General features: G+C 61.2%; 19 protein-coding genes. 6 read left to right on the top strand and 13 right to left on the bottom strand.

The features are described 5' to 3' along the window. From nthA to AC0L3S_RS08620, 5 genes are all read right to left on the bottom strand, one after another. A complete protein-coding gene (gene nthA / locus AC0L3S_RS08640) occupies positions 1-624 on the bottom strand; it encodes a nitrile hydratase subunit alpha (RefSeq protein ID WP_035993718.1) in 624 nt (207 codons plus the stop codon). Between the two features lie 8 nt (positions 625-632). Next, complete coding sequence (gene nthB, locus AC0L3S_RS08635; RefSeq protein ID WP_473278743.1) at positions 633-1355, bottom strand: nitrile hydratase subunit beta; 723 nt, start codon at positions 1353-1355, stop codon at positions 633-635. A gap of 28 nt (positions 1356-1383) precedes the next feature. Beyond that, a complete protein-coding gene (locus AC0L3S_RS08630) occupies positions 1384-2382 on the bottom strand; it encodes a CobW family GTP-binding protein (protein ID WP_473278742.1) in 999 nt (332 codons plus the stop codon). A 123-nt stretch (positions 2383-2505) separates the two neighbouring features. Further along, entirely contained in the window at positions 2506-4131 is a 1626-nt protein-coding gene (locus AC0L3S_RS08625; RefSeq protein ID WP_473278741.1) for an MFS transporter, read from the bottom strand. Between the two features lie 14 nt (positions 4132-4145). Next, positions 4146-4979, bottom strand: a complete 834-nt coding sequence (locus AC0L3S_RS08620) for an alpha/beta fold hydrolase (RefSeq protein WP_473278739.1) — start codon at positions 4977-4979, stop codon at positions 4146-4148. Between the two features lie 226 nt (positions 4980-5205). On the opposite strand from AC0L3S_RS08620, the gene AC0L3S_RS08615 reads away from it, so the two are divergent. Continuing rightward, a complete protein-coding gene (locus AC0L3S_RS08615; protein ID WP_473278738.1) occupies positions 5206-6576 on the top strand; it encodes a sigma-54 interaction domain-containing protein in 1371 nt (456 codons plus the stop codon). A gap of 171 nt (positions 6577-6747) precedes the next feature. Here the strand turns inward: AC0L3S_RS08615 and AC0L3S_RS08610 are convergent, their stop codons facing one another. From AC0L3S_RS08610 to AC0L3S_RS08595, 4 genes are all read right to left on the bottom strand, one after another. Then, entirely contained in the window at positions 6748-7314 is a 567-nt protein-coding gene (locus AC0L3S_RS08610; RefSeq protein WP_473278737.1) for a DUF4142 domain-containing protein, read from the bottom strand. 76 nt (positions 7315-7390) lie between these two features. Beyond that, positions 7391-8608 (bottom strand): class I SAM-dependent methyltransferase, encoded by a 1218-nt coding sequence (locus AC0L3S_RS08605; protein ID WP_473278735.1) that lies wholly within the window; start codon positions 8606-8608, stop codon positions 7391-7393. A 4-nt stretch (positions 8609-8612) separates the two neighbouring features. Beyond that, on the bottom strand, positions 8613-9401 hold the full coding sequence (locus AC0L3S_RS08600) for a DUF1365 domain-containing protein (protein ID WP_473278734.1): 789 nt from the start codon (positions 9399-9401) through the stop codon (positions 8613-8615). Positions 9402-9404: 3 nt separating this feature from the next. Then, positions 9405-10718 (bottom strand): NAD(P)/FAD-dependent oxidoreductase, encoded by a 1314-nt coding sequence (locus AC0L3S_RS08595; protein ID WP_473278733.1) that lies wholly within the window; start codon positions 10716-10718, stop codon positions 9405-9407. A gap of 201 nt (positions 10719-10919) precedes the next feature. Between AC0L3S_RS08595 and AC0L3S_RS08590 the strand changes: the two genes are divergently transcribed. From AC0L3S_RS08590 to AC0L3S_RS08580, 3 genes are all read left to right on the top strand, one after another. Next, entirely contained in the window at positions 10920-11726 is an 807-nt protein-coding gene (locus AC0L3S_RS08590) for a DUF1295 domain-containing protein (RefSeq protein ID WP_473278732.1), read from the top strand. A 157-nt stretch (positions 11727-11883) separates the two neighbouring features. Continuing rightward, positions 11884-12285: a DUF2177 family protein gene (locus tag AC0L3S_RS08585; protein WP_473278730.1), complete on the top strand. Its 402-nt coding sequence runs from the start codon at positions 11884-11886 to the stop codon at positions 12283-12285. Positions 12286-12287: 2 nt separating this feature from the next. Continuing rightward, complete coding sequence (locus AC0L3S_RS08580) at positions 12288-12788, top strand: TspO/MBR family protein (RefSeq protein WP_473278879.1); 501 nt, start codon at positions 12288-12290, stop codon at positions 12786-12788. Between the two features lie 54 nt (positions 12789-12842). On the opposite strand, the gene AC0L3S_RS08575 is transcribed toward AC0L3S_RS08580, so the two are convergent. The 4 genes from AC0L3S_RS08575 to AC0L3S_RS08560 all read right to left on the bottom strand — a co-directional run bounded on the left by AC0L3S_RS08575 (position 12843) and on the right by AC0L3S_RS08560 (position 15019). After that, on the bottom strand, positions 12843-13145 hold the full coding sequence (locus AC0L3S_RS08575; RefSeq protein ID WP_473278729.1) for a hypothetical protein: 303 nt from the start codon (positions 13143-13145) through the stop codon (positions 12843-12845). 20 nt (positions 13146-13165) lie between these two features. Beyond that, on the bottom strand, positions 13166-13750 hold the full coding sequence (locus tag AC0L3S_RS08570) for an RNA polymerase sigma factor (RefSeq protein ID WP_473278728.1): 585 nt from the start codon (positions 13748-13750) through the stop codon (positions 13166-13168). Positions 13751-13829: 79 nt separating this feature from the next. Next, a complete protein-coding gene (locus AC0L3S_RS08565; protein WP_473278727.1) occupies positions 13830-14477 on the bottom strand; it encodes a ChrR family anti-sigma-E factor in 648 nt (215 codons plus the stop codon). After that, positions 14474-15019: a sigma-70 family RNA polymerase sigma factor gene (locus AC0L3S_RS08560; protein WP_473278878.1), complete on the bottom strand. Its 546-nt coding sequence runs from the start codon at positions 15017-15019 to the stop codon at positions 14474-14476. The genes AC0L3S_RS08565 and AC0L3S_RS08560 overlap by 4 nt, the downstream gene beginning before the upstream one ends. Before the next feature lie 366 nt (positions 15020-15385). Between AC0L3S_RS08560 and AC0L3S_RS08555 the strand changes: the two genes are divergently transcribed. Together AC0L3S_RS08555 and AC0L3S_RS08550 are read left to right on the top strand one after the other, a co-directional pair. Then, the gene (locus tag AC0L3S_RS08555) at positions 15386-15886 is read left to right on the top strand and encodes a hypothetical protein (RefSeq protein ID WP_473264371.1); all 501 of its coding nucleotides are present in this window, start codon (positions 15386-15388) and stop codon (positions 15884-15886) included. 235 nt (positions 15887-16121) lie between these two features. Next, on the top strand, positions 16122-16796 hold the full coding sequence (locus tag AC0L3S_RS08550; RefSeq protein ID WP_473264370.1) for an FABP family protein: 675 nt from the start codon (positions 16122-16124) through the stop codon (positions 16794-16796). Positions 16797-16800 lie beyond the last annotated feature (4 nt).

Genomic DNA, 16800 nt, shown 5'->3' with positions numbered 1-16800 from the left:
TCAGGTGCTCGGCGGCTTGACGATCGCGACGCCCATCATCGACTCGGGTGTGACAAGAGCTGCCAACTGCTCTTCGCTGAAGGTATCGGTGCCCGCCGGTCGTTCCGGGACAACGAACCAGCGGATCTGGGCGCTGCTGTCCCAGGTCCTGATTTCCTTTTCCGGCCCAATGTTCAGACCAAATTCGCTCAGCACTTTGCGGGGCTCGCGTGCAGCTCGCGCGCGGAACGAAGGATCCTTGTACCAATAGGGCGGCAGGCCCAGAATCGGCCAAGGATAGCAGGAACAGAGGGTGCAGATGATGAGATTGTGCACCTCCGGCGTGTTGATCGCCGCTCGCATATGCTCGCCTTCGGCGCCGGCTCCCCCGGTCACGAACTTCATCTGTTCGACCGCAGCCATGGTGTCTTCGGCCAGAATCTTCTTGAATGCCGGATCGACCCACGCTTTCGCAACAAGCTTGGCGCCATTGAACGGGCCCATTTCAGTCGCGAAGATTGCCATGATCTTGTCGACAGTCTCGCGCGTGATGACTCCCTTCTCGATGAGCAGAGCCTCCAGCGCGCGGACGCGCGCCGCGTTCACCGTTTCTCGATCCGTGGAATACTCGAAACGTTGCATCATGTGGCTCCTCAGGATGCGATGGCCGGTTCGAGATAGGCCTCGAACAGGTCTGCGTAAAAAGTAAAATGCTGCTCGGTATTTCCTGGCCACAGAGTTTCGGGATCGAATTTGACGCAGTAGACGGGCATTGCTTTGCCGATCCCGTCCGGCCCGATCTCGCAAAGATAAGTGTAAGCGTCAGGATACACGCTATCGATAATGCCCGCCTTGTTCCGAAGATGCCCTGGCAAGCGAGTGTGATCGACCGATTTCGGATCGGCGACGCAAACCGCCTCGCCGGCCGCGAAGCGCGGTTGGGTCGAGCGCTCCCGTTTCGGATCGTCGCCGATCAGCAGATATTTCCGCACGCGAGCGTCCACAGCCGCGTCTCCGCCTTTCGGCATGACTGGGGCTGACGTCAAGAAGGTTTCGGTTCGCGCGTCGAGTTCGATCTGAGTGATGTAACCCTTCGCGACGAAATACGCAGAGATTCCGCCCAGCCACTTCTCATAGTAGCGGAATTTGAAGTAATCGAACGGATTCATCGACTCTGCGCCCTTGCGCAGGTCGGCCCAGGTCCATTCGGTGTTGAATGTACTCGGTGTTGCTTCGAGATCGAGTTGCGAACTCAGTGCCATCATCGCCGTGTGGATGCCGAAGATCCTCTCCTCCCAAGCTTCCACGAACACCCGCGTTTCAAGCGAGATCGGATCGAGACCTTCGAGGCCTCCTAGATAGTGTTGCAACTTCATTGTTACAGCGCCCCTCTTCTGGCTTTGATCACGTGACCAGGCCGGTATCCGACGAGGTCAGATCCGAAATTTCATTTCGAATTCGCGTTGCGTCGAGCCCTCTTCCGATGAAGACGATCGCGCTGGCGCGGTGCTCATTCGAGGCCCAGGCCCTGCCTGGTCGACCTTCGAGCGTCATATGGACTCCATGGAAAACCCAACGCCGGGCCTCGCCTGCCAGCGACAGGACACCCTTGCAGCGTAGAAGGGTCTCACCATTCTCCAGGACGAACACATTGAGCCACCGGAAGAATCGAGGCCCGTCGAGGGCGCGTTCTGCGCGTACTTCGACGCTGACCACCGAGAGATCATGCTCGTGCTCGAGCTCAGAGAGCAGCAGCGGTTCAATCGACAAGCAGTTTTTCAGATCGAAGGCCTTGACGTCGACGATTGAGGCGACGTCAATCCGGCTGTCGATCGCTCGGACCATCGGAGCCATGGGATTTATGGTCCGAATAGTCGCCTCGCATCTGGCGCGTGCGTCTTGGTCGACAAGATCCAGCTTGCTTATCACCAGGACGTCGGCGAAGGCGATCTGTTCGGCCGCGACGTTTTCGCCGGAGCCCTGATCGGCGAGCCACCGGTCTATATTGATGGCGTCGACCACGGTCACGACTGCATCGAGCGCCGTGACTTCAGAAAGCACCTCGTCGATAATAAAGCTTTGAATGATGGGGGCTGGATCGGCCAACCCTGTGGTCTCGATGAGGATGCGGCGGATGGGCCTTGTTCCTGAGAGAAGATTGGTAATCGTCGAAACAAGATCCGAGCGGACCGTACAGCAGATGCAGCCGTTGTTGATCTGCAGAATCTCCTCGTCAACGCCGACGACCAGCTCGGCGTCGATGCTGATGGCTCCGAACTCATTCACGATGACCGCTGACTCGGCCATCAAGTCGCTTTCGAGCAATTGATTCAGCAGCGTCGTCTTGCCGGATCCGAGGAAGCCCGTGAGGATAGTGACCGGAATTTTTTGTGATATTGTCATTGTTGCCGCCAGATTGTTCCAACGCCTGTCGCATGTCTGATGCAGTGGAATGCGCCGCTCGAGTGGCGCATCCCAACGAAGACCTGCGACGGCGAAACTCGGCGCCGCAGGTATGCGATCGCGCTATTGCCCTCGGATATCGCGACCACGGGTTTCCGGCAGAAAGAGTGCTCCGATGATCGCGGTCAAACCGGCAAACGCGATCGTGTACCAAAGCCCGCCGAAGATGTCGCCGCTCGCGATGACGACCGTCGTTGCGACGAATGGAGCAAAACCGCCGATCCAGCCGTTACCGAGCTGCAGTGCGACGGACACGCCGCTGTAGCGGATATGGACAGGAAAGAGCTCGACCAGAAGAGCGCCCAGCGGCCCGTAAACCATGGTCGCCAGGAAGACCAAAGCGAACAAGATGGCGATCACCATCGGACCGTTGGGTTGAGCCGGCGCCTTCGCCGATGGGAGGCCTCGTTCGGTCAGCTCCTTTAGAAGCTTGGCTCCATCGAAGGCGGTCGCCGGATCGTCGTTGATCTGGACGCTAAGGGAAGCAGTATCGGCCTTCACGACGTATGGAACGGCATTCGCAGTCAGGAATGCCTTCACGCGCGTACATTCCTTCGTCGCTTGCGGGCGGAATAGCTGGCCAATCCAGGACTGATCCTCGCTGCAGTCGTTGCCGTGCACGACCACAGAAGTCTTGGCGCGGAATTCTGCAAGCGCAGGGTTGCCGTAAGTCGCCAGACTCTGGAATAACGGCATGATCAGCAGGGCTGATAGCGCGCATCCCGTGACGACGATCCACTTGCGCCCCACCTTGTCGGAGAGCCAGCCGAAGAACAGGAAGAACGGTGTGCCGAGAATGAGCGCGACCAGAAGGTAGAAATTGGCCTGATCCTGGCTCATCTTCAGTGCGGTGGTCATGAAATAAAGGCTGTAGAAATGCCCCGTGTACCAAATCACCGCCTGCCCCGCTACGACTCCAAAGATGGCCACGAGCACCAAACGCAGATTACGCCTGTCACCAAATGTGTCAGCGATAGGATTTTTCGAGCCTTTGCCCTCGGCCTTCATCTGCTGGAACACCGGCGACTCGTGCAGCTTCAGCCGGATGTACAAAGAGAGGATCAGAAGCGCGATCGATCCGATGAATGGAATTCGCCAGCCCCAGCTCGAGAAGCTCTCCGCCGACATCGAAGAACGGCAAAGAATGATCACCGCCAGCGAGAGAAACAGCCCAAGCGTCGCCGTGATCTGGATCCAGCTTGTCGTGAAGCCTCGCTTGTCCGGATCGGAGTGCTCGGCAACGTAGGTCACCGCACCCCCGAATTCGCCGCCAACGGCGAGCCCTTGCAGCAGGCGCAATCCGACCAAGATGGTCGGCGCCCACCAGCCGAAAGTCTCGAATGAGGGCAGCAGGCCGACCGCCGCGGTAGCGAGGCCCATCACCAGCATGGTTACGAGGAATGTCTTTTTGCGGCCTACGAGATCGCCGAGGCGTCCGAACACGATGGCGCCGAGCGGGCGAAGAACGAACCCCGCGCCGAAGGTCGCCAATGCTGCGAGCAATGCCGCGGTGTCATTTCCTTTCGGAAAAAACAGCGTGCTGAAAAACGCTGCCAACGAGCCGTAGACAAAAAAATCGTACCACTCGAAAACGGTGCCCAGGGCGGCCGCGAAGACAATGCGCTTGGTATCGCGATCGAGGCCGTTGGACGCGAGGATGGTTTCTGATTCGATAGCTTGAATGGACATTCGATCCTCCAGCATCAAACGGCTTGGTGTGTGTAAGACGACGCGTCTTCGGTCGGGCGTGGCGGCACGTCCTGCTGCGCCAGAAATTCGTTCAGCAAGCGATTGAAAGTATCCGGTTGCTCAAGCATCGGGAAATGGCCCGCCGATGGTATGATGTGAAGGCGACTATTCGGAATGCCGTCCGCCAAGGTTTGCGATTCTCTCGGTGGGGTGATGACGTCCTCCTCGCCGACGAGGACCAGCGTTGGCACGCAGATCTCTCCAAGCTTTGCGCGGCTATCCGAGGCGTTGAGCGAGGCAATCGCCTGGCGCGCGACAAAGGCCGGAGTCTGCGTGACCTCGTTCCTGGCAAAGTCGATGAGCTCGGCGCTCGCGGCGGAGCCGAAGGATCGTTCGATCACCTTTTGGCTCGCCGTCGCCGCACCCAGTTCCTCAATGGCTTTGCGCACGTTGTCGACATTGACGTCTGCGCCCAATCCATGAGGCGTGGCTCCCACCAGCACCAACGCCCGCACGTACTTCGGGTGGGCGAGCGTGAGGCTCTGGGCCACAGTTCCGCCCATCGAAAGGCCGACGAGAATGGCCGACTCGATGGACAATGCGCGGTACACTCCGAGCACGTCCTCGACGAAGGCGGCGATCGTATATTTTCGATCTACAGGGCGTGGTGAGCGACCGTGACCGGGCAGGTTGATGCGAATCATCTGGTAACCGGTCGAGAACGGCTCGACCTGCTCACGCCAGAATTCCGCTGTTGTCGTAAAGCCGTGCACGAACACCATCGGCATTCCGGCTCCGGACACCTGCACGACGGTATCGCCGACTGCGATGGTTCTTATGGTCGTCATTTCGCTCCCTCCCGAGGTCGATTCCATCACAGTAAGATCGCAAGCGCCGTGCCATGTCGGCGCCCCGCTGCACGGGGGCACCTAATGAATTGTTCTCGTTGCCAAAACGCGTGTGGCGGGGAGCGGCCCTTCCGGTTTGACGCTTTCCGAACGTGACGCTAGTGTCGCGTTTATGAGACAGTATGTCGCGCAAGTGTAACGCTTGCTGATCTGAGGTTTCCGTAAAATGGTTCTGTCCCAGTGGATCGCCGGCTCGTCCGAGGAAGCGAGCTTCCTGAAGCTTGTCCTCGATCATGTCTCGGACTGCTTGGTCGCGGTTGATACGTCAGGCACAATCGTATTGATCAACCAGCCGTATTGCAGATTGCTAGAAGGCCAGGCGGAGGACTTCATCGGGCGACATATTACCGATGTCGTTGGTCCACAAACCAAGCTCCATCTCGTGGCGCGCGGCGAAGGCAGCCATATCGGTTATCCCCTGAAAGTGCGTGGACACCAACTCATTACGCGACAGGTCCCAGTGCTTCAGGATGGCCGCATTATTGGCGCGGTCGGTCTGGCCCTGTTCTCGAATCTCGGTGCTTTGAAGAGGACGTTTCGCCGGGTCGCGCAAGCCGAACTGGCACTGCCGCAGGCGAACAAGCAATGGCGCTCCCGCTTCAGCATGCGCGACATCGTTGGCCAAGGCGGGCTCATGGACGCGTACCGGCACTCGCTCGAGATCGTCGCCGGCCACGACCTTCCCGTGTTGATCTCGGGAGAGACCGGTTCCGGCAAGGAACTGGCCGCCCACGCGATTCACACGAATTCGAGCCGATCCGAGGGCCCCTTTGTCTGGATTAATTGTGCTTCAATCCCGGGCGAACTGATTGAAGCTGAATTGTTTGGCTATGAAGGGGGCGCGTTCACGGGCGCCCGAAGCCGGGGAAAGCCGGGAAAATTCGAGCTAGCCTCCGGGGGCACCCTGTTCTTGGACGAAATCGGAGATATGCCGCTGCATCTGCAGGGCAGTTTGCTGCGGGTGCTTCAGACGAATGAGATGGTGCGGGTAGGCGGCACAACTCCGGTTGGGGTCAATGTCCGAATTGTTTGCGCAACCAATCAATCACTTCCGGAACTGGCCCAGGCCGGCCGCTTTCGGCAGGATCTCTATTACCGCCTGAGCGTGTTGCCGATCAACGTGCCATCGCTCCGTGAGCGGGACGATATCGAATTTCTCGCCCGACAATTGCTCACCCGGATTGGAGAGCGGTTGGGCAGCGAGACCAGGGACCTATCGCGAAAACAGTTAGCGTCGCTGGGTGCACATGGGTGGCCTGGAAATGTGCGGGAGCTGGAAAACGTGCTCACTCGCTTCATCGTGACCGGTCAATTGTCGGTGCTCACCGCACATGCTTTGCCAACGCCGGAAGCGGAGAAGGTGTCCGGATTGTTGAAGGAACGCATCCGGTCTCAAACCGCGGCGGAAATTCGAGCCGCGTTGGAGAGATCCGGCGGTAACAAGCGCCAAGCAGCAGGGCTGCTCGGCATCAGTCGCGGGCATTTGTATCGGCTTATGAAAGAGCAAGCCTCTGATTCCGATCAAGCGCGGGACTAACGCGGTGGCGGATTGGCGATGAAGCGAATCTAGGCCACCGCTGCCAGGCACTCACGCCACCATATTGAGGACAAGCAGCAATTCGTCCCGTCGGTGGTTGCGTATGATACCCTCCCTGGGCACCACGGCTCTTGTGAGAGCCTGATCTCCAAATCATTCAGCCGCACCTAGCTAGTTATCCGATTTTCCGACCGTCTTGCTGCCGAGTTGCGCCTGGACCGCGCGTGCGAGGGCCAGATGCTGCTGCAGGATCGGGACAGTCTCCGTGGCGAACTGTTTGATTCTTGTATTCTCGCTCGAGTGCATCTCGTTCGAGAATTTTTCGATGTCTTCGGAGTGATCCTTGATCTGGGTCTGCATGAAGGCGCTTTCGAAAGCGTCGCCGGTCAGCTGCGCCATCTTCGACCGAGTTTCTTGGCCTTCCTTCCCGATCCCGTCGGACAGGGATACGTGCAACTCATTGCCGAGCGCCGCTAGACGGCTCTCGATTTGCACGTGATCGTTCACCATGAGCCGTGCAAAGGCCTTCAAAGCCGGGTTAACTGCCCGCTTTTCCGCCAGCAGGCAGACTTGAATTTCCGCTTGGTTGTCTTCGGCGGCGTAGTTGAGGAACTGCTGGTCCTTGCCTCCCGCCGAGTCTCCCCCCGAGTCCTGGCCGGCCTGCCGTTGCGCTTGTGCCGGTCCCAAAGCAAAGAGGCCTATCAGGGCCAGAGTGGTTGCCAATCTGGAGCGATGCATCTTCGATCTCCTTTGCCTGCCGCGTCTTCGTATCCGTGGCAGAGCAAATCGGACGATCGGCTCATGTTCCTAATCGTCAGCTTCGGCGCGCGAATACCAGCTGCCGGACGTCGATCTTTTCGGCCCTGAAACCTGCCTCGCAGTAGCACAAATAATATTCCCACAGCCGCCGGAACGGCTCGTCGAATCCGAGCGAGGTCAGGTCCGTCCAGGCATGGCCGAAGCTCGTTCGCCAGACCGCGAGCGTCTTGGCATAGTCCTGTCCAAAGACCCGCTCGCGGATCAAAGGCATCTGCACGCGTTCGCCGAGTGAGCGCAGGACATTCGGCGAAGGCAGCATCCCGCCCGGAAAAATGTATCGCTGGATGAAGTCCACGCGCCGCCGGTAGCTGTCAAAGAGCTCGTCCCGGACGGTGATCGCCTGGATGCCGGCAAGACCGCCCGGCTTGAGCCGTTGATGCAGTTGATTGAAGTATGTCGGCCAGAACGGCTCGCCGACGGCCTCGATCATCTCGATCGAGGCGATACGGTCGAACTGCCCGTCCTGATCGCGATAATCCTGCAACCGGACCTCGACTTTTTCGCCGAGCCCGGCTTCGTGGATTCGCCGGCTGGCGAATGCGTGCTGCTCCTTGCTGATGGTGAGCGCCAATACCTTGGCGCCGCAAGTTTTGGCGGCATATTCGGCAAAGCCGCCCCAGCCGCAGCCGATCTCGAGCAGGGTATGCCCGGGCCGCAGCTCGATCGCTTTCGCCAGCTGTTCGTATTTGTGCCGTTGAGCGGCGAGCAGGTCGGTCGCATCGGGCGAGAACAATGCCGACGAGTAGGTCATGCTCGGATCGAGCCAGGCCGCAAAGAACGCGTTGCCGAGATCATAGTGGGCGTGGATATTCAGCCGCGATCCCAGTCGCGTGTTTCGGCGCAACCGATGCAGCGCGCGCCGGCAAAGCCGGACCAGTGCATTGCCGGCGAAGGCGCTATCGACCAGGTCTTGGTTGAGACAGAACACGTAAAGCAGCTGGGAGAGATCCGGCGTGCTCCAATCGCCTCGAACGTAAGCCTCGGCCATGCCGATATCGCCGCCCAGGACCAGACTTCGCGCGAAGGCGTAACTGTTGAGCTCGATGGTCGCCGACGGACCCGGATGCGTTCCCCGCAACACCACCGTTCTGCCGTCGGGAAGGCGAACATCCACGGTGCCGAGCTTGAGCCGCGAGGCAAGCCGCAGCGCGAGCCGCGCGAGCAAGGGAACGTCATCGAAACGAGCAGTCTGGTGAGTGGCTGCGAGGTCCATGGCTTCACATTCGGCGTTGGTTCGGACGGGGAACGTAAGGAACATTTTTCAGCCAAAGCCGGATCGCTTCCCAATGAATGGCCGCGACGACCTTGAAGGTGAGAAGTGGCAGAGTGACGAGCGTCGCCAACAGCGAGCGGCTGGTCAGCGGGCGACGTCGCCCGGAGAATGCGGCCGTAAATATAGCGCCGTGCTCGTCGGTCTGCACGATTCTGACCTTCACGTGCTGGTCCGGCGGGGCAATGCTGAAGCGATACTTCGTTCGCATCTCCATGAATGGCGAGACGTAGAACTCCTTCGCCTGGCATTGTCGTATGGCACCGCCGGCAGCAGCGTCCTCGACCGGAAGGACGTAGGAATGGATTTCGCCAAAAGTGTTGCGGACTTCGTAGATCAGCAGCGCAAGATTGCCGCAGCGGTCATAGCAGAAGTAGATCGAAAGCGGATTGAACACGAAGCCGAAGAGCCGCGGATAGCACAAAAGGAGGATGCGCCCGCCCGACAGATCGATATCGCGTTGTTCGGCCAGGCGTCGCACATGGTTGCTCAAGGATGCGCCGTTGCGCTTGCCGTGATCGGATTCGTGAAAGCTGAAGACTGACGCGCGATTGACGCCGAACAGGCGAGACTGGCGATCCGCTTCATCAAGCCGGTCGAGGTCGATGAGCAGGTTCATGACCCGGTAAGCGAACCTGTGGTGCACGGGCCGCATGCGCGCGTGCGTCACCCTGCCCAGATAGAGCGCGGCTGCAGATGACGTCGCCGTTCGTTCTGGAGCGCCCGGTTGCAACATGCTCTACTCAGCAGCCTGCGCCAGCAACGCGCCGGACTGCCGCCACGGCACCTCACTGCCAAGTGCCTCTGCAACGGCGATGCCGGAGCGCAAACCATCCTCATGGAATCCGTAGCCGGTCCACGCGCCGCAAAACCAGGTACGGCGACGTCCCTGGATTTCGGGCAGATTCCTCTGCGCAGCAAACGCGCTTGCGTCATATTGCGGATGCGCGAATGTAAACTTGCCGAAGGTGAGATGAGGCGCCGGCTCGCACGGGGGATTGAGGCTGACGAACAGCGGCTTGCTGTCGTCGATGCCCTGCAACCGGTTCATCCAGTAGGTCACGGCAACGTCGTTCTGGGCAGGCGTTTCGCGTCGCCAGCGCAAGAAGTTCCAGGATGCCCATGCGTTGCGGCGTTTCGGCATGAGGTTGGGGTCGCGGTGCAGATAGGCCGTGTTTGGCGCGTACCGGATCGCGCCGAGAATGGATCTCTCGCGTGGGTCGGCATCCGACAGCATCGCCAGGGCCTGATCGCTGTGACAGGCCATCACGACAGCGTCGTAGGATTCCTGATGGCCGTGACTGTCGCCGATCGTCACACCGTGCTCGGTTCGACGGATCGATGTGGCCGCGCAGCCGAACCGGATGCTGGCCTTGAACCCGGCCGTGAGCTTCTCGACATAGCGCCGGCTGCCGCCCTGGACGGTCCGCCAGAGCGGCCGATCCAGATGCAACAGCCGGTGATTGTCGAAAAAGGCGATGAAGTTTTCCGCGGGAAAGGCGAGGATCTCGGCCGAGGGCGACGACCAGATGGCGGCCCCCATCGGTCCCAGATAATCGCTGAACAGCCGCGGGCTGAACGCTCCCTTGCGCAGATATTCGCCGAGTGTGAGGTTCTGGAGCCGGCCAGCCCGCAAGTCGGAGACGCTTTCCTTGTTGAAGCGTCGGACCTCGGCCAGCATGCGAAAATACGAGGGGGACAAGAGGTTGCGCGGCTGGGCAAACAGGCCGGAGGCGACCTGAAGGAAGGTCTCGCCACCACCCCGCCATTCGAACCGGCCATGGTCGGCCGACATCGCGAAGCTCATGCATGTCTCCTCGGTCTTCACACCCAGGTGCGCGAACAGAGACGTCAATTCCGGGTAGTTCGGCTCGTTGAACACGATGAAGCCGATGTCGACGTCGATCTCTTCGCCATCGTAGTCAACGCGCACTGTATGACTGTGTCCACCCGGTCGCAATTCGCGCTCGTAGACGGTCACGGCATGACGTTCGGACAGGAGCCATGCGGCGGCATTGCCGGCAATTCCCGTCCCGATCACGGCTAAACGCATGCCTTGTCGCCCCCAAATACCACCAGCGACGGCCGGAACATCCGGTTTCGGGCCAATGTCGTCCGTCGCCGGCTCAGGACAGCTTTAATCGCTGACCCGTCCACACGCGCTTGAGGAAACGTTCCAGCGGACAGCGTGGATCACCCGTGAAACCGGGGCATAAGGCGGACGTAAGGATCCAAGTTTGCTTATGGTGAGGGCATGGATTTCCTGCAAATACTGATCATCGCCGGCATCGCGCTTGCCCTGTCGCTGTTGATGGGGCTGGCCTGGATCGTTCAGCAGCGAACGGGCAATTCCGGGTGGGTCGATACGATCTGGACCTTCTCGGTCGGCCTCGTCGGGGCGGTTGCGGCCCTTTTGCCGTTCGCCGAGGCGCTGCCAGTGCGCCAGCTGCTCGTGGGCGGGCTGGTGCTGCTTTGGTCGGCGAGGCTCGGGACGCATATCGCCCGCCGCGCCGCGGCGGGTATCGACGATCCGCGATATGCCAGGTATGCGCAGGAATGGGGCTCGCAGGCGCCGCGTCGCATGTTTGCGTTCCTGCAGTCGCAGGCCTTCGCCTCGGTGCCGCTGCCGTTCGCGGTCTTCCTGGCTGCCCACGCTCCGCGGGCCGCTCTGGGCGTTCAGGACTATGCCGGAGCCGCCATCATGCTTGCGGCTGTTGCAGGCGAAGCGATCGCCGACGAGCAATTGCGGGGCTTCAAGCGCCATAAGGCCAACGCGGGCCTGGTCTGTGATGTCGGGCTTTGGCGCTGGTCGCGTCATCCGAATTATTTCTTCGAATGGCTCGGATGGCTCGCTTATCCGGTCATCGCGCTGTCGCCGGGCTACGCATGGGGCTGGGCGAGCCTGATCGCGCCAGCGATGATGTACTGGATACTCGTGCACGTGACAGGAATACCCCCGCTCGAGGTCCAGATGCTTCGATCCCGCGGCCGCCGGTATCGGGACTATCAGGCACGCACCAGCGCGTTCTTTCCACGGCCGCCCAAGCAGGCGCCGGAATGATCGGACGTCCGGCGCCGCGCGATCTGGTTCAAGGGCGTGACGGGGTTGCGCGGCAAGGCGGAATGAGGGCGCAGCGTGATCCAGCCAAGGGCTCACGTCGTTTACAGGCGTTGCCTTTATCGAACCGGTTGCGACACCACCGGAGGGGAGACCGGACATGAGCCTGCTTTTCACATATCTGTCGGTGGCTGCGACCTTCGTTGCGCTCGACATGATCTGGCTCAAGACCATGGTTGAGAGACTTTACCGGCCGGTGCTGGGCGACATGTTGCGCTCGAAGCCCGACCTCGCCGCCGCAGCAGTGTTTTATCTGGCGTATCCCGTCGGCCTGATCTGGTTCGCGGTGCTGCCGGCTCAGCAGGATGGCGGCGCTCTGCGTGCCTTCACGTCCGGCGTGATGCTGGGCTGCTTCACCTATGCGACCTACGATCTAACCAACCAGGCCACGCTGAGGAATTGGTCGACGGCGCTCACTCTTGCGGACGTGGGCTGGGGATCCTTCCTCGCCGGTGTCAGCGCCTGGACCGGATTTCTCGTCGCTCAAAGGATGGCGCATTGATCATGGACGGGACGCACGACGGGGCGCTGCGGCACGATGGCGAGCGGAAGCGCGGCAGATGGTACCGATGCGCTGCTTTCCTGTTTCTGGTTCCTGCTGCGGGGATCCTGATCGGGGTCCTGAACCGTCCGGGAGCCTGGTACGCGGCCCTCGACAAGCCATCTTTCAATCCGCCGGATGCGGTGTTCGCACCGGTCTGGACGATCCTGTTCCTCATGATCGCCGTGGCGGGATTCCGAACCTTCGAGGCGGAGCCGCGCGGAAGGACGATGAGATTATGGAGCCTGCAGATGATCCTGAATTTTGCATGGTCTCCCATCTTCTTTTCGCTTCATCGCATGGACGTGGCGCTAGGCGTCATTGTTGCGCTGTTCGTCGCGATCCTCGCCTTTGTCTGGCGTCAATGGGCGAACGATCGACTGGCAGCGACGCTTTTCATTCCCTATGCCGGCTGGGTGGGTTTTGCGACCTTGCTGAACATCTCGTTGCTCCGTCTCAATTAGGATCGGCCGCAGAGCTGACTCCATGGCGTCGAACGGGCCAGGGTGGCGCCGAATTCAGAGATCCTTCCCTCCGTCGCACTCGTCAAACGCGTCTCTGGTCGCCGCGATCTTGTCGGAGAGCGACGTGAACGCGATCTGGACACTCAGCCTGGCATCGTCGTCAAGCACGAGCTGCGCAAGATCGACCAGTCGATCACCGAAGCGCGCCATGACAACGAGCAGTTGATCGAGCCCGTCCGGGGGCTGCTCGGCTGCCAGACGGTCGACCTCTCTCACTATCTGCTCGAGCCTCGCAACGGAGGTTACGAGCGGGTCCTGGTGTCCAGGGTTGGGGAATTCGATGATCTCTGCGGCCACGCGCGGGGTCCTCGCCTGCTTCAGGCTGCAGCCGATGCGGCAAGGCAGTCCTTGCGTACCGCCAGAAGGGTTCGGTGCAGCCAGGTCTTGATGGTGCCGACCGGCACACCGAAGCGCCGCGACAAGCTGGCGCGGCTCTCACCCTCGAGATAGGCCAGCGCAACCAGCCTGCGGCGGTCTTCCGGCAAACGAGCCAGCACGCTGCGTGCGATCGGTTCGGCGCGGGCGTAGTCGAAATCGTCGATCGACGGCTGATCAGCAATTGTCGGAACCAGAAGCGCCTCGTCGAGCTCGTGAGTCGGCAGTCTTCTGACCCGCAGATGGTCGATGGCGGTATTCCGGGCGATCGCGGACATCCAGGTCATCGCCGAAGCGCGGCCGCTGTCGAACCGACCCGCGTTGCGCCAGATCTTCAGATAGGCTTCCTGAAGAATGTCCTCGATGTCGTGGGGCGGAGTTCCCACGGCGAGCGCAGTCCTGCGCAGCCTGCTCCGCGTCAGCACGTGCAGCGCTGCGAAGGCCCGTGTGTCGCCCGCCGAAACGCATGCCAGCAGTTCGGGCAATGTTTCGCTCTGCGCCTGTGCTGTCAGGCTTAAGCCGGCCATGACCTGTCTCCCTTGCGTTTCCTTCGAAACGCTCCGGGCTCGCGTTCGGATCACCCGGCGGAAGAAGGAGGCGAGCGGATCAAAGCCGCACGAATGGCCCGATCAGCCTGCCAAGCAGGCCGTTCATGCGCAGGTCGCCCGTCATTGCGACGAGGCAAACACATGGGCCCTCGTTGCCCACCACAGGCCGATGATCGATCTCGTCGTCGCCATAGTCGAAATCACCCGGACCGAACCGGCCGCCCTCGTGGCTGAAGCTGCCCTCGAGCACGAGGGTCAGTTCAGTTCCGGTGTGCGTGTGTTCGAGCATGCGGCTCCCCGGCGCGGAGCGAAGCAGAAATGCCCGCGCCGTCCCCGATCCTGACAACTCGATCGGTCGCATGCTCAGACCTGGAGCGATGCGCCTGCGCTTCCCGATGCGGTAGTTTCGCAGCGCCGCCGGAACATCCTGCTCGCTGCCGCCAGCGACCTCGGCAGTCGGCGTCGCTCGTCTTTCAGGAGCGTTGTGAATGCGCGACATCACCTGCTCGAACGCATCCGATGCGATCGGCACCGGCTCGACATCTTCAAGCGCCAGGCCGCCAAGTTGCTCGATGGCCTGCACGAACCGGCCGCACCGTGCGCAACCCGCAACGTGCACCCCCACCACCAATTGATGGGCTTCCTCCAACCTGCCGGCCGCAAAGTCGGCCAAAAGATCTTCCGGTGGATGATGGCTGATCGTCATGCTTCTTCGTCCAATATGTCTCTCAGGCGGTTCATCGCCAGCCTGATCCGCGACTTCACCGTTCCAAGCGGAATGCCGAGCAGGCTTGCGATTTCCGGGTGCGGCTTCTCCTCGATGAACGACAACCTCACCACCATGGATTGCTCCATCGAGAGCTGCTTGACCGCCGAATTGATCCGCGCGGCATCCTGCACGCGAGACATGACGGCATCCGCGGGTTCGGCGGGATCCGGCGTCTCGGGAAGCTCAGAGGTGCCCCGCAGGCGGTCTGCCCGCGCCCTGCTGCGGAACAAATCGATTCGCAAATTGCGCGCGATGGTGAATATCCATGCCGCGGCCCCGGCCGTCGCAGGATCGAACTGGCCTGCCTTCCGCCAGACGGCGATCAGGGTATTTTGAGCAATCTCCTCCGCCTCGTCTGAACTGCATCCGGCCTTCAGCATCAGTCCCTTTATGCGTGGCGCGAAGTGCCCGAACAGGCGCTTGAAGGCCTCCCGGTCTCCGGTCGAGGCGACGCGTCCGATCAGATCAGCCCAGTCCACCTTCGTGTTCGGCCCTTTGCTCGTGCCAGTCGACAGCCGCGCTTCAATCCTCCGGGGAAAACCGGCCTTCGCCCGGATTGGCGCATCTAAAGCTCGGATAGCAGCGATCATAGCGCCTCGACAAGCGACCTGTGGGTCTGGAAACGAACGGGGACAGGTCCTGGATCACCGCGGAATGATCATTGCGACAGGTTCCGGGGCCGTCCGCGCGCAGGTCCGCCGACCGCGCCGCCGTCTTGCCCCCGCGATGCGGCGTCGGCAGGCCGTGTCAAGTTGCATGGTTCCTCTCCAATGCAACCTGGATCAGGGCGTGATATCCTGGCCCTCGGGACGGGATTGACCGTCCCCATCTGGAAGGACATGGCCATGACGTTGTCATCATGCTTCGTTACGCGTCCCGCTGTCGCCATCTCATCGGTTGCACTGCTCCTGTGCGCCCTCGGCGGCACCGCGATGTCGCAACCGACGCCGACCACGACCGCCGCCGACACCCAGCTTCCCGGCGTCATGGTTGATGCGCCGAAGCATGTGGCGCGGCCACACCGGCCAGCGCATCACGCGACAGCTCGCGGGACCGGATCGCGCACGTCAGCCGCTTCGACGGCGTCACTGGCGCCGACCTCGGACGCCACGAAGCTTGCCAAGCTCGCCGCCGCCACGGGCAGCTGCGTCGGCGGTTGTCAATCGAGCTTCAAGGCGGGCGACAAGCCCTGGGTCGGTTGCAACGTTTCGGGTGGCGTCTATTCGTTCACGTGCCGCAACGTCGGCAACTACAAGACCTACGACGAGTGCAAGGAAGCGGGACGCGTCACCGGTTGGCGGTCCGGCGAAACCTCGGCATATTGCAGCAGCCTTGCATTGAAGTAGCAGCGCGGATGGCCTCTCCTCCGATTGCACGAGGCAAGTCGCAAGCGCGTCGACAATCAGCCCGTAATTGACGACACATATCATTCCAGCCGGTCAGTGTAGCCTGTTATCAGGTGGCTCGCTCATGGATCGTCTGCGCGTGGCGCCTATGTCCATTCGCGATTGTGAGGCTTGAGAACGAGCCACGCCCGCGCTCTCGTGCTATTGCTGCCTCCGCAATGACGCGAGGACACCCATGCTCCCCCTTCCAGCCGATATCTTCACCGAGCCCGAGGATGTCTCGCCCGACGGCCTTGCCAATCTCGGCCCGCTCCGCCGTCTCGCAGGCAGCTGGCAGGCCGACAAGGGTATCGACATCAATCCGAAGGCGCAGGGGCCGGAGCGGCGGACGTTCATCGAGCGCATCCGGATGGACCCGATCGATCCGCAGGCCAACGGGCCGCAGCTGCTCTACGGGCTGCGCTATCACATCCACATCAACACGCCCGAGGAAGACATCACCTTCCACGACCAGGTCGGCTACTGGTTGTGGGAGCCCGCGACCGGGTTGATCATGCAGACGCTGGCGATCCCGCGCGGGCAGGTGCTGCTGGCGTCGGGCAAGGCCGGGCCGGACGACAAAGCGATCTCCGTCACCGCCAAGCGTGGGGATACCGCTTACGGGATCTGCTCGACTGATTTTCTGGAACAAGCGTTCCGCACCGACGCTTACCGCTGCGACATCACCTTCAACGACGACGGCAGTTGGACCTATCTGATCCAGACCGAGTTGTTCGTGCGCGGCGCGCCGTTCAACCATCGCGACACCAACACGCTGAAACTCGTCGCGCCGCCAAAGCTCAATCCCCTCGCGGTGATCGTGAACGATCGCGCCACGGGGAATGAGAAGGGCAATGAGCCGGCCGCCTGAGCGC

The sequence above is a fragment of the Bradyrhizobium sp. Ken01 genome (assembly GCF_055807355.1).
The sequence above is the reverse complement of the archived record's forward strand: the minus strand, read 5'-3'. Positions and strand labels throughout refer to the sequence as shown.